The sequence below is a fragment of the Bacteroidetes bacterium endosymbiont of Geopemphigus sp. genome, assembly GCF_002904345.1.
Lineage (GTDB): Bacteria > Bacteroidota > Bacteroidia > Flavobacteriales > Blattabacteriaceae > GSPS2-BC2016.
Genome location: NZ_PEIH01000004.1, coordinates 151,000 through 163,454, shown reverse-complemented (window position 1 = coordinate 163,454; position 12,455 = coordinate 151,000). Strand labels below are relative to the sequence as shown.

Sequence of the window (12,455 nt, the reverse complement as noted above, 5' to 3'; positions counted from 1 at the left end):
GGAACCCAATCGCTTCCATCGAGGAGGTTTTGACGTGTTTTATCATTGAGTATATCTAAATCATACTGTGTTGAATTTCTGCATATAAAGACTGACATCTAAATCAGTAGCTGAAAATATTCCTTTAAGGTTGTATAGTAGTTGACTATTAAAATTATAGGCACCCCTTGCCGAGTGTCCTTTTCTTGCCCAGGAACACCTGTCTCGGGATGCATGCCATAACGGACCATCCCCGGAACTTATACATATTGCGTATGCTGAAGAGAGTGGTAATAATTGAGCATCCACTACGCGCCCGTTAGCGCTAATATCATAGCCAAATTTTTAAAACTCCGTAGGTTCGACTCTCGCCAATGTCATAGAAAGGTGAAATCACCCGTGATTTAGCATCATAAAAAAAACCGGTAGGTTTATAAAACCCACTTATTATATAATCTCAGCATCCCGGATTTCCTGAAAATTGCTGATACACCCCCCAATCAATGCATTTTTAAATCCGCTAAGCGCACCTGTTTGAATAAGACGTGTTAGGTTTGAAAAAACCTTCCCTTTTTTAGGTTTTTTGGTGATAAATCAATAATCTTTCCATTGGATCCATTGCCATATACAGCCGTAGTGCCCTTAATCACCTCAATGCGTTCAAGTACATTCATATCCAATGCGTTGATATCGCTAAACATATTTCGCAAAAGAGTAGACTGAGGTATACCATCGATAAGTACCAGTGGAGTTCTGCTACGCAAGCTTTATGTATCATTTTTAAAACTTCCGCCACTCATGGCCATGCCGGGAATCTCTGAAAACACATCGGCCATATTATTAGCTATTGCCTGTTGTTACGCAAGACGTTGTATTCTAATAACACTTACCAAAGAGATGACTTCATAAAACGTTTCTTTTACGCGTAATCCGCTGATAATTAATTCATAATATTTAGATTGAACATAAGATTTTTCTAAAAAAAAGAAGTACCCAATGAAGTTTTTTTTGTTTATGGTCATCTATAAATTTTTCCTGAAATTTGAGTCAATTCATGAGCTCGAAATTGGTTCTTTTTCAAGAAAATTGATATAAAAAGCAAAAAAACAAAAGAATTTTTGAAACATAGAAAGAGATTTACTTTTATTTAGATCTGTTTTACATAGTGTCAAAGATATAAAGTTTATGGAATGAAAAAAGATATGGAAAAAATTCATAAATTTGTTAGCGAGAATTCTTTACTACAAAAGCTTTTCTTATTATCATATATGAGCAAACACAGCCGATATTTTTCAAAGAATTTATAATAATCAGAACTGAAGATGTTGCGTTTGATGATCTATAATGATGAAGTCGTCACTTTGGAGTTCGTCATAGAAAGCCTCGTAGAAGTGTGTGACCACCACATTGAGCAAGCTGAACAATGCGCATGGTTACTTTATTTTACCGGAAAATGCCAGATAAAAAATGGAGAAAGGAATCAGATTTATCCTATGTATAAAGAATTATTAAGTCGAGGCTTCAACGTTGATATCTTATAAAATAGATCTAGCTATATTTTTTAATCGTTATTTATAAAGATTATTTTAATCTTGATGTTATAAAAGAATAGATAATATAAAAGTTGCTATTAAAATATTTTTTGTATTCATACAAAGTATTTCAGATGACTAAAAGTATTGATATAAAAGTTTTTTACAAAAAACATGAATAAATAATTCTAAATAAATTCCGGAAAACTCAAGGCAACGAATATTAACAAGATAACCCAAATTCAGATTATAAATCTATAAAAATTCAAAAAAAATATACTTAAAAAGTAAATACCACAAAAACGTTTTTTTATAAAAAATATGCTGATTTCTTTTGAAGAAATCATAGGCTTTGGTATATTTGCTCCACCTTAAAAATGGCCTCGTAGCTTAATTGGATAGAGCATCTGACTACGGATCAGAAGGTTGGGGGTTCGACTCCCTTCGAGGTCACCACTTATAATATAAATCAGTTTTTCCTTCATATAACACTTAAGTACATTCTCAGTAACTACTTTCCTTGATCAAAAGCTCAAGTCACGGAGTTCTCCTGAATTCATCCTTATTAAAGCCCCGAAGTGATCGGTAAATGCTTATCTAAAGACTCTTGCCATAATTCTTCAAAGGGTATAAAATGTTATTAAACAATAGAAAATTGTTGGAAAGCTTCTAAAAACAGGCTCAAAAAAAGATATCCATAACGGTGCTACCGGAATCTCCACCATAGGTAAAGAGGATGTATATAAAATAGTTTATGAAAGTGGATTAAGTAACTATCGCGTTTTGGATAATTTAGGATATCTTTTACCTGGCTAAGCAAAAATTATGAAGAAATAGACGCCGGAACTATAAATATAATTTACAAAATAGCAAAAACTATATCAACTTTATTATAATAGATAAACAAAAATACTCGTGCAGCTTATCTAAAAAAAAAGAGATAAACTATATCTTCGTATTATAAGCTTTGAAATTAATAATGTGAATTTCAATATAGATAAAGGATCCTATTTTTAGAATAACAAAAAACAATTATTCCCGTATATCATCAGGGTAGAACTTCACTTTTTTTTTGCAGTCTAATTAAATATAATTTCCGATCTAAACTCATATGCCTTTATGAAGAGTGATTTCGCTTTCCGATAATACCCCTATATTTAACCCGGTCGTACTACTCTGGAGTTGTTGCGTAAATAAAGCTACATGGGCAGCTATATTGGCATATACGGTGTTCAAATCTCATTTTATGATATAAAAGCAAAGTGTTTTAAAATTTATTCTTTTAAGTTTTTTGTGGTAAAAGCACAAAAATCCTCAAAAGGGGATTTTTAATAAATTGTGAAATTATCTCTTCATAGAAACCGTTTTATCTCTCATGTTTTTTTCCAATGCCTCGGATAATGGATTTTTATATGCGTAGCAATTCGTTCTTTACCTCCTCTGATAAGGTCAGATGGCTTTTTGTCTTGTTGATGTAAAAATTCATCGTGAACTTTTTCGAATACTTCATTTGATATTTTTTTGACTTTACCTGACCCATTCCTAAGCGACTTTTTGTCCTGTAAAAAAGACCGACGATTTTATCTCCAAATGATTTTTTTCTTGGTGCGACTCTTTGAGATCCTTAAAATCCTTTACACCGGTAACTCCGGGTGTAAGGTCTTAAAAGACGTTCCCCTTAAAAGACTCCAGCTGATTGTTTAAAGTTATGACTTTCATAATTTTTTATATTAACCTAATACAATATTATAGCATATATATCAAGTCTATATTTAATATATATTACTTTTTCATTTATTCTCCGAGTATTTGATCATTTTTTAACTCTATTTAAATAAGATTATTATGAATTAACAATGAAAAATCTTCAAGATTTACTCACGTAAAAAAAATGATTTTAACCAAGCCTTTATTAAAGGCTGTGCTGCATAAAAACTACATAAAGATCTTTCTAAAAATTAGATACTTAACTTTCCTTCCCGCTCAATCGTCTTTTCTTTTCTCCTCAGGTAAAAGCGCTCATAATTAATCATATGCATTTTAAGAGGACCCCAGATTTTTGATGCACTCCCGTTGGCATAAGCCAAGTTTCCTCGTGTGCTCGATCTCCACATCCTCCAAAAGATCAACGACGGTAATCGCTAGTCAAAATATCCCAAAACCCTTTTAGCGATTAAAAAATAAGGTTAAAGAGTTCATGTATGTATAAGTAGTTCGTATTGACGTAAAAATACATCCACATACGCACGCTTTTTAAATAATGTTTTGATCCTCTTAGATAAAAGCTTTTCGCTGGGCTTTTGATAAAATCCTTTCATGATATATTCATCGCTTTTTTCATTTAAAGAAAGCACATCAATTCTTCTTTAAATATAGCACACTAAGGGTCCGTCTATAAAGGCGTGTTTGGGCATGGAAAATACATCTTTTGGGATTTTATCTCTATGTTTTAGCTCCTACTTGAGCCTTTTGCCGAAGGATTTTTTATCTTTTTTATGTGAGTCTTCACCCGGAGGTCACACTGAACGGTGTCCGTCCCGGTTGTTAACGCTCGCATATGGCACATCGGTCCATATGATGACCCGCTTTAATCCGAGGAAGGTACGATATTATCGTATTGATGGCTTTTAAACGACTACTAACGATCATAAAGCCTGCCGTTCGACTTTTATTTACCTTTTGATCTTTTTTAGCTCGGGCCATGACTCCTTTTTAGGGTTGTTTACCCGTTTCTTAACACAAACCTCTCCTTAAGGAAGTTTATCGCCTGGCTTTTTAATTTGACCGACGAGATTTTTATAAAGCAGAGCTTCTAATAAAAGAAAATGAAAATAGGCACTCACATAGTTTATCTTTTTAATTCTGTAGCTTGATATATGTAGTTTAACTTACAAAAAGTCTTTACTGTACTTAGCTCACTATTTTGCAAATTTTTACGTTTATCGTTTTCTCAAAATAATGAAATTCACCGGGAAAAATGCTGTTTTGAACAGATGACTTTATCTTTTATCTAGTTTACTGTTTTTTGAAACTTATTCTTAAAATAGTTTTAGGAATATTTCCTAATAAGTATCATTACAAATGATATACAAATATTGTATAGTAAAAGAAGGGAGTAACTATATAGTAGTTATAATAAATAGAACGTTACTAAACGTATGATATAATAAAATCAGAATAACACTGGGTATTCGGAAATTTCATATCCGAGGGCTGGATTTTCTCTTTAAGGAGATTTATAAAAACATAAATTTTGATTTTTCCTTTGACTAAAAATATATATCATGTTCATTTTATTTAGCCCTTTAAAAACAAAAGACGTCTGTTTGAAAAAGCGCCTTATACAGTCTCCCATGTGTATGTACAGTGCCCAAGAGGGCAGGGGGCAGATTCCTAGTTACTTTACTCATTATGAAACACGCGCTGTTAGGGGTGTGTAAGGCGCTATTATTCTAGAGACTACCGCCGCCATCTCTTCTGAAGGTCGAATTACCCCCGGAGATTTTGGCATTTGGAGCGATGAACATAAGGTATTCCAAAATACGCAGATTTTCTAAAAAAATAAGGAAACCACTCCCGCTATACAATTAGCGCATACCGATCGGAAAGCTTCTTGCGTTCTTCCCTAGTGTGACGGCCGGCAAATAAGTCTAGACCAATGGGGTTGGGAAACTTTGGTGATTTTTCTGCACTACCTTTTTACAAAACGGATCGCTCTCCCAAGGCAATAAAAAATCAGATATTTTAAAGGTTCTCGATGATTTTCAATCCGAAGCTTTCAGAGCGAAACAAGATATTTGAAATCATAGAGATTCACGCGGAGCACAGCTATTTATTCAACGAATTTCTCTCGCCTATAACCAATGTCAGATCGGATGAGTATAGCGGATCTTTTGAGAATCGCATTTTTTACTGTTACAAGTCCTTGAAAGAGTACAAAAAGTATGTCTAAAGATTGATCTATCTTTGTGAGAATTTCCGCGGTAGATTATAAAAGCGACAGTTGGACAATAGAAGATAGCGTCGAATCGAATTATCTAAGATACTTTTCAAAAAAGGAGTAGATTTGATAAATTGTTCCTCAGGTGGTCTTTTCCCTGACATTAATGTGGTTCTAAGGCCGGATTATCAGGTTGCTTTTGCAGAACGTAATTAAAACAGCAAGTGGGAATACGAACTGCCACCGTAGGTCTGATCAACGAAGCTAAGCAAGCTCAGGAAATACTTTTAAAAGAGCGGGCGGATATATTTTATATTTCTGGGCAAGAAAACTCTTTCGCGATCCTTATTTTCCCTTACAAGCTACTCAGGAGTTTGGCACAGAGGTGCAATATCCCTCACAGTACTTACGCGATTTATAATCTTTCTTAAATGGTTTTCATGAGTTTTTCTCTTTTGACCTATGAGAAATATTGGGAGGTATTCTATAAGAAGGATCATCTTAGAAAGAATTCCAAAAATATCTTCAACTCATAGAGTTAAAAAGATGCTCGGGCCGCTTTAAATGATTTTACACAAAGATCGGAAGCTAAATATTCTTATGCCATTAGATCTTGGAAAAATCATTGGGAGGAACTTACCGTGCTTTTTGAGTTCCCTTTGGGAATCAAAAAAATCATTTACATCACTAATTTAAAACATAAATAGAAAAATAAGAAAACATACCAAAATAAAGATGTCTTTTTTATTTGATAAGGCTGTGCTCAAATTCAGTGTATCTCGCTTTAATAGACGCCACATATGTCTTATTAAAACGGGGGATCATTTTAAGCCAATTTATAAGAATTTTTCAACAAAAAATTAGATTATGAATTCTAACCTTAACTTTTCTAGTTACACAACTTACGGGATAGTGTCACTTTAAATCAGTTACCCGCTATACACCGTTCCGTGCCATCTATGCTTCTTGATTCGGTCCCGTCGAAGAATTTAACTATTGGCTGACCTTTATTACCATCAAAAACTATATATTCTAAGCATAGGTGAAATCTGAGTATTCGCCAAGTGAGCTTCGAAACCCCTCCCCCTGTCTTACGAGTCTTAAAGGGCTGTCAAAGGAGTAATCATCAGAATTAAAGCCTTTTAATTCAACTTCCCACTCTTTTTTAAAAGGAACATGAAAGCCAGGAGGACAAGGATTATTAAGTTTATCAGGTATCTTCCAAAAATTTATGTTGGGAATGTTTTGCCATTTATAGTTATAATCTTACCATCTGTAGGTAGATTACCTAAGGTAACAAATTTACCATGTCTGGGTCTATCAGAACTAAGATTTATATCTGTAGTTTTACTTTTCCAACACTCATTACTGTCACTTTCTCTTCCCCATTGATAAAGATTTCCGGTGGCTAGTTTATCATTTTGATCTTGGATCACTCTATAAGCAGCCATATTTCTATCAAGCCATTTCCCCGAGACGGGATCATCTGTCTTTGTAAGATAGAAATACCTCAAAATTGCTTGTTTTGATCAAATAACAAAGATCCCAAAGCGGGCTGGTAGCCACCTTGAATGATTTTTCACGTTTTCCGCTTTATCCTCCATAGGAAATACCAGTGTAGCTTGAATATTTCCCCCCCCTGAATATTTTTTTTCTTGGGCTCTCACATGTAAAACTCCTTCGGGAGTTTTTGTGCCCATGTCCACCTGAGCCCGCAAGGCTCCCGAAGCGATGAGAATATCCAACAAAAATTCTTTTAGTTTCATAGAAGTTTAATTATAATAACAATTATAAAAGTATTACTCTATATAATTAACCAACAAAAGAATGCTTTTTCTTAAAAAAGTATTCGGTTAAAAACCGATCTTCTTCAACAAATTCTCGGTAGAGTGTAAAAAAAATGAATTAAGGAACTATTGATGGGTATCAAAAGTATTTTACCATTTTAGTATTAGCTTCTTAATTTTTTATGTATTTATAAATGTACCCAGAGCGGGAGTCGAACCCGCACAGCCGTAATGGCCACAGGATTTTAAGTCCTGCGTGTCTACCAATTCCACCATCCGGGCCCTACAAAAGGAACTTTTATAAATCCTTCTTTTCTATTTTTGAGAGCGAGAAACGGGATTCGAACCCGCGACCTCGACCTTGGCAAGGTCGTGCTCTACCAACTGAGCTATTCTCGCGATACACTGATCTTTTAAGATCAGGGCAAATATAAAGTCTTCGGATCATTTCTCAAATGATTTAGTGAATATTTTTTTCATTTTATCAAGCTCAGTAAGCGCCTGCAAAGGCGTAAGAGTATTTACATCTAAATCCATGATTTCAGATCGAAGTTTTTCAAGAAGAGGATTTTCCAGTTGGAAAAAACTCATTTGCAAGTCTTTTGAGATTGTTTTTTCTTTAGACTCTCCCTGTAATCCGGAAGATTGTGAGGCTTCGAGATCTTTGAGCAGCTCTTGCGCGCGATGGAGTACCTTTGAGGGTATGCCCGCCATTTTAGCTACGTGAATACCAAAGCTATGAGCGCTTGCGCCGGGAATAATTTTATGCATAAAAAGAATTTTATCCTCTAACTCTTTTACAGAGACATTAAAATTTTTAATCCTCGGAAAGGAAAGAGTCATTTTATTGAGCTCGTGGTAATGCGTGGCAAATAAAGTTTTAGGGCGCATGAAATGCTCATGAAGGTACTCCGCCACGGCCCAGGCGATAGAAACCCCGTCATAAGTACTCGTGCCCCGACCGATTTCATCGAGTATAATTAAACTTCGCTCTGATAGATTGTTCAAAATGCCCGCCGTTTCGTTCATTTCCACCATAAAAGTAGATTCACCCAGCGAAAGATGATCAGAGGCGCCCACGCGACTAAATATCTTATCTATCAGTCCCATTTGCATCCGTTTTGCTGGAACATAACTCCCAATTTGGGCCATAAGCGCAATTAAAGCGCTTTGACGAAGAAAAGCCGACTTTCCCGCCATATTTGGACCGGTAATGATCAATACCTGAGTCAACTCAGAATCTATCGAGAGATCATTAGGAACATAAGCTGTGCCTATAGGTAGGCTCTTCTCAATTACTGGATGACGTCCTTGCTCTATAAAAATATTTTGACTCTCATTCAGTTCAGGTCGCACATATTGATCCTCTAGGGCGCTTTTAGAAAAAGATAAAATAACATCTAAGTGGGCAAGCGAGCGGGCACCTTTCTGTAAAATTTCTATATGCTCTCCAACTTTAGCTGTTAATTGTTGAAACAGATCTGTCTCAAGGGAGAGAATTTTTTCTTCTGCTCCTAAAATATCTCTCTCATAATCCTTAAGCTCGTGGGTAACATAGCGCTCTGCATTGGACAGGGTTTGCTTTCGTATCCAATGAGAAGGGACCTTTTCCTTGTGTATATTTCGTATTTCTATATAATAACCAAAAACATTATTAAAAGAAATCTTCAGGCTTTGTATACCACTACGTTCTTTCTCACCCTGAGCAATAGTCTGAAGATGATCTTTTCCGGAAAAAATGAGCCGTCGTAACTCATCGAGTTCTTTGCAAAAACCCGAGGCGATAACATTTCCTTTTACCAGATGATGCGGAGGATCCATGTGTAAAACCTTGATGATATGCTCATATAAGTTTTTAAAATCAGGGAATCCCTGAGAAAAATTCTTCAAAGCCTGCCCCCGCGTAGAGAGAGATAATGTTTGTTTTATCGAACATATACTCTCAAGAGAGCGTCCTAAGCATATCAGCTCACGCGGGCTAATTTTTTCGGTAATCACCTTTGAAGAGAGGCGCTCCATATCACATACAGAGCGCAATCTTTCACTAATATCAAAGCTAAGATCTGAAGAAACGCGCAAGGCTTCGAGCAAATCATGACGTTCCTTAATAGAAGAAACCTCTTTAAGGGGGAGCATCAACCAACGTCTTAACAATCTTGATCCCATGGGCGTTAGGGTGCGATCAAGCACATCAAAAAGCGATAGCCCATTGGGATGATTTGAATGCAGCACCTCAAGGCTGCGTAAGGTAAAATCGTCCATCCAGACGTGTTGGCTTTCATCAATTCGGCTCAGAGAAGAAAGATGGTAAATTTTATGATGTTGGGTATTCTCGAGATAAATTAAAATAGCCCCTGCTGCCGTGATAGCGCATTTAAGAGGTTCCACCCCAAAACCTTTAAGTGAGCGCGTTTGAAAATGTCGGGTAAGTTTTTCATAAGCGGTTTTATATTCAAAGGTCCAATCCTCCATCGCGTAACTGAAATAATCTTTACCTATAAAAGCTTCAAATTCATTTTTCTTCTGTTTTGCATAAAGCACCTCGCTTGGATAAAAACGCCGAATTAATTGATGGATATACGAAAGTGCTCCTTCGGTGGCAAGAAATTCTCCGGTGGAGATATCGAGCAATGCCAGGCCTGCTTTCTCTTTATCGAGATGAAGCGCTGCCAGAAAATTATTGGAAGTCGCTTGCAAAACCTGATCATTAAGCGACACACCCGGTGTCACTATACTGGTAATCCCTCTTTTTACGATACTTTTAGTTTTTTTGGGATCTTCGAGTTGATCACAAATCGCCACGCGAAAACCTGCTCTAACCAGCTTAGGTAGGTAATTATCCAAAGCGTGATGCGGAAAACCTGCCAGTTTGGTCTGTGATAAAGCGCCGTTAGAGCGCCTGGTAAGCACAATATTTAAAGTCTTAGAGCACTTAACGGCGTCATCATCGAAGGTTTCGTAAAAATCGCCCACACGAAATAATAAGAGCGTATCGGGATGACTTACCTTGATCTCAGCGTATTGCTTCATCAAAGGAGTGCTTTGTGATTTCATAGGACTCTAAACTTTTAGGGATTTGATTACCTTGCAAAGGTAGCAAGGTCAGAGACTTTATAAAATGCGAAAACTATCCAATCAAGAACTCAAGCGACTTTCAAGCGAGGAATATAAAAATGCCACGAAAAATCCCGTCACCCTCTTACTTGACGATGTCCGTAGCGCTTATAATGTAGGAGCGGCTTTCCGGACAGCGGATGCCTTTTTAGCAGAAAAAATCTGTCTCTGCGGAATCAGCCCTTTACCTAGACATAAAGACATTCGAAAAACGGCTCTGGGTGCAGAGCAAAATGTAGAGTGGCGCTATTATGCGAAAGCTATTCAAGCAATAGAAGATTACAAATCCAGAAATTATACCATTATCGGCGTAGAGCAAGTTCAGGGTAGTTTTTCGCTGGATCAATTTCAGGTAGTTTCGGATAAAAAATATTTACTCATATTTGGCAATGAGATAAAAGGAGTGGATCAAAAATTGATCAAGCTTTGCGATCAATGTATAGAAATTCGACAGTTTGGCACTAAGCATTCTCTGAATATTTCGGTAAGCATCGGAATCGTTCTATGGCATTTTTTATCGAGATCTTTATAAATCATAAAGACCCAGAAAATACGAGTCTTTAAAAGAAAAAATAGTTATTACAAATAAGTTCATTGTTTTAGGAACGAACTCAACCCTTCTGTTTTCTGCATTTTTAGTAGGCAATCTCTGCTTTTGTAATTTTTATCGTCACGTTTAGGGTACTTCAAATCAGATTCTCCTTTACCGATAACGTTAAGGTGAGAAGAAGCTACACTTTTTTTAAGAAAATAAGTTTTTACAGCTTTCGCGCGTTGTTTTCTCAAACGCAGATTATAGGAAGCACTGCCTGAAACATCGGTATGGTCTATCACGTAAAGCGGCATCTGGATATTCGGCCATGATCTCTGAAGCTTTATTCAAAGTAGCGAAATACTTAGATTTAATATGGCTCTATTCAAATTAAATTATATACCTTCATCGTTTTATTCACTTTCTCAATCTTTTTGCTTTCCTGCCTAGTCAAATTCCTTTTTAACAGGTTTTTCTCTTCTCCATAGGGTTTTCTTGGTTAGAAACGGGGCCCGGGTACAGTTACACACTTATCGTAAAGATCAATAACCCCGTCGGAATCTACATCTAAAGTACGTCCACTACCGTCAACATGAGCTCCGATAAGGGTATTGAGCTATTTATCCCGGTCATCACATACACCATCCCCGATTTGACCTCCTTTTTTTACATACAGTCAAATTAACCTTAACTTTCTGTGAATGATAAAGCAACTGAAGAGGGTCATGCCATTTTAAAGATTCATGAGGCTTACCTAATTTAAATACCAAACCCAGTGAAGTGGTGAAACGAATCGTATCTGCTGGGTTTGATATTGACTGTATTGTAGCTATCAGGCGTCTCGTCAGGGCGCCGTGTGATCCTAAGCCGTCAAAAATTATCGACGGTGTGTACCCACATCGTGCGCGACTCAATATCCATCCTTCGGTTAAGCTTATATTGCAAACCCAATCCGCCTTGCATAAATAAACAACTCACACCTGCATTACTTGAATTAACTGTTATGTTCATCTTTTCTTATGCCGTCAGAAGCAGGCACGTTCGGAAGCAGGTACGTTTGGTTGTATAATAAGATCAAAACAGGACCCACATAGGAACGCAAGCCTCATCTGTAAAAAGATTTATCATCTACCCGCATGAATAAAGAAGTCAAATTAAGATATCCCAGCAAAGAAACGCTCCAGTATTGGGTATTTACCTCCCAGTAGAGGTCATTGCTCAATCCTCCTTAGTTAGGGCACTATATTGCTTTGTACTTCTATACTGATCGAACAATTGCAAGGCAAAAGAATGGGTAATTTCTTTATTTACGGAAAGCTGCACATCATAACCTATGCCTTTTTTTTCTTTAGTAAAACTTCTAAAATCAGCGCTATGCAGGATAGGAATACCTCCGTAAATTCTAACATACCAACCATTTAATCTCACTTTATCTGATGTGAAATCCACATATTCCTCTCTTTTCCGTAATATTTAGCCTCTTGAGTATCTTCTATTTCCTGAGCAAAAGACCAAAAGTTACCAAGCATAAGAAAATAAGGATAAGACCTTTATATGATTTCTTTTCACAT

General features: G+C 36.3%; 14 protein-coding genes and 3 tRNA genes. 8 read left to right on the top strand and 9 right to left on the bottom strand.

Going from position 1 to position 12,455, the window contains the following annotated elements; all coding sequences use genetic code 11:
* Positions 1-527 precede the first annotated feature (527 nt).
* The gene (locus CS842_RS01175) at positions 528-743 is read right to left on the bottom strand and encodes a TonB-dependent receptor plug domain-containing protein (protein ID WP_241518398.1); all 216 of its coding nucleotides are present in this window, start codon (positions 741-743) and stop codon (positions 528-530) included.
* Positions 744-1,301: 558 nt separating this feature from the next.
* Between CS842_RS01175 and CS842_RS07715 the strand changes: the two genes are divergently transcribed.
* The gene (locus CS842_RS07715; RefSeq protein WP_103326963.1) at positions 1,302-1,520 is read left to right on the top strand and encodes an ATP-dependent Clp protease adaptor ClpS; all 219 of its coding nucleotides are present in this window, start codon (positions 1,302-1,304) and stop codon (positions 1,518-1,520) included.
* A 370-nt stretch (positions 1,521-1,890) separates the two neighbouring features.
* Positions 1,891-1,967: transfer RNA gene (locus tag CS842_RS01165), tRNA-Arg, on the top strand.
* Between the two features lie 2,088 nt (positions 1,968-4,055).
* On the opposite strand, the gene CS842_RS06785 is transcribed toward CS842_RS01165, so the two are convergent.
* On the bottom strand, positions 4,056-4,214 hold the full coding sequence (locus tag CS842_RS06785) for a hypothetical protein (protein WP_195909815.1): 159 nt from the start codon (positions 4,212-4,214) through the stop codon (positions 4,056-4,058).
* Between the two features lie 581 nt (positions 4,215-4,795).
* On the opposite strand from CS842_RS06785, the gene CS842_RS07710 reads away from it, so the two are divergent.
* From CS842_RS07710 to CS842_RS07700, 4 genes are all read left to right on the top strand, one after another.
* Positions 4,796-4,951: an oxidoreductase gene (locus CS842_RS07710; protein WP_146037418.1), complete on the top strand. Its 156-nt coding sequence runs from the start codon at positions 4,796-4,798 to the stop codon at positions 4,949-4,951.
* Between the two features lie 317 nt (positions 4,952-5,268).
* Positions 5,269-5,463: an oxidoreductase gene (locus tag CS842_RS07705; RefSeq protein WP_103326961.1), complete on the top strand. Its 195-nt coding sequence runs from the start codon at positions 5,269-5,271 to the stop codon at positions 5,461-5,463.
* 212 nt (positions 5,464-5,675) lie between these two features.
* On the top strand, positions 5,676-5,882 hold the full coding sequence (locus tag CS842_RS01155) for a hypothetical protein (RefSeq protein ID WP_103326959.1): 207 nt from the start codon (positions 5,676-5,678) through the stop codon (positions 5,880-5,882).
* Between the two features lie 174 nt (positions 5,883-6,056).
* Positions 6,057-6,158, top strand: a complete 102-nt coding sequence (locus CS842_RS07700) for a hypothetical protein (protein ID WP_410468535.1) — start codon at positions 6,057-6,059, stop codon at positions 6,156-6,158.
* Positions 6,159-6,680: 522 nt separating this feature from the next.
* Here the strand turns inward: CS842_RS07700 and CS842_RS01150 are convergent.
* The 5 genes from CS842_RS01150 to mutS form a co-directional block, all read right to left on the bottom strand.
* A complete protein-coding gene (locus tag CS842_RS01150) occupies positions 6,681-6,902 on the bottom strand; it encodes a hypothetical protein (RefSeq protein ID WP_146037417.1) in 222 nt (73 codons plus the stop codon).
* 78 nt (positions 6,903-6,980) lie between these two features.
* Positions 6,981-7,217, bottom strand: a complete 237-nt coding sequence (locus CS842_RS01145; RefSeq protein WP_103326954.1) for a hypothetical protein — start codon at positions 7,215-7,217, stop codon at positions 6,981-6,983.
* A gap of 218 nt (positions 7,218-7,435) precedes the next feature.
* Positions 7,436-7,520, bottom strand: a tRNA-Leu gene (locus CS842_RS01140).
* Between the two features lie 44 nt (positions 7,521-7,564).
* Positions 7,565-7,637: transfer RNA gene (locus CS842_RS01135), tRNA-Gly, on the bottom strand.
* A gap of 45 nt (positions 7,638-7,682) precedes the next feature.
* On the bottom strand, positions 7,683-10,292 hold the full coding sequence (gene mutS, locus CS842_RS01130; RefSeq protein ID WP_103326951.1) for a DNA mismatch repair protein MutS: 2,610 nt from the start codon (positions 10,290-10,292) through the stop codon (positions 7,683-7,685).
* Positions 10,293-10,356: 64 nt separating this feature from the next.
* On the opposite strand from mutS, the gene CS842_RS01125 reads away from it, so the two are divergent.
* Positions 10,357-10,884 (top strand): TrmH family RNA methyltransferase, encoded by a 528-nt coding sequence (locus tag CS842_RS01125; protein WP_103326949.1) that lies wholly within the window; start codon positions 10,357-10,359, stop codon positions 10,882-10,884.
* 59 nt (positions 10,885-10,943) lie between these two features.
* Here the strand turns inward: CS842_RS01125 and CS842_RS01120 are convergent, their stop codons facing one another.
* Positions 10,944-11,198, bottom strand: coding sequence for an OmpA family protein (locus CS842_RS01120; protein ID WP_103326946.1), 255 nt, complete (start codon positions 11,196-11,198; stop codon positions 10,944-10,946).
* Positions 11,199-11,667: 469 nt separating this feature from the next.
* On the opposite strand from CS842_RS01120, the gene CS842_RS06450 reads away from it, so the two are divergent.
* Positions 11,668-11,853: a hypothetical protein gene (locus CS842_RS06450; protein WP_146037416.1), complete on the top strand. Its 186-nt coding sequence runs from the start codon at positions 11,668-11,670 to the stop codon at positions 11,851-11,853.
* A gap of 249 nt (positions 11,854-12,102) precedes the next feature.
* On the opposite strand, the gene CS842_RS01110 is transcribed toward CS842_RS06450, so the two are convergent.
* Entirely contained in the window at positions 12,103-12,333 is a 231-nt protein-coding gene (locus tag CS842_RS01110) for a hypothetical protein (RefSeq protein ID WP_146037415.1), read from the bottom strand.
* Positions 12,334-12,455: the final 122 nt, after the last annotated feature.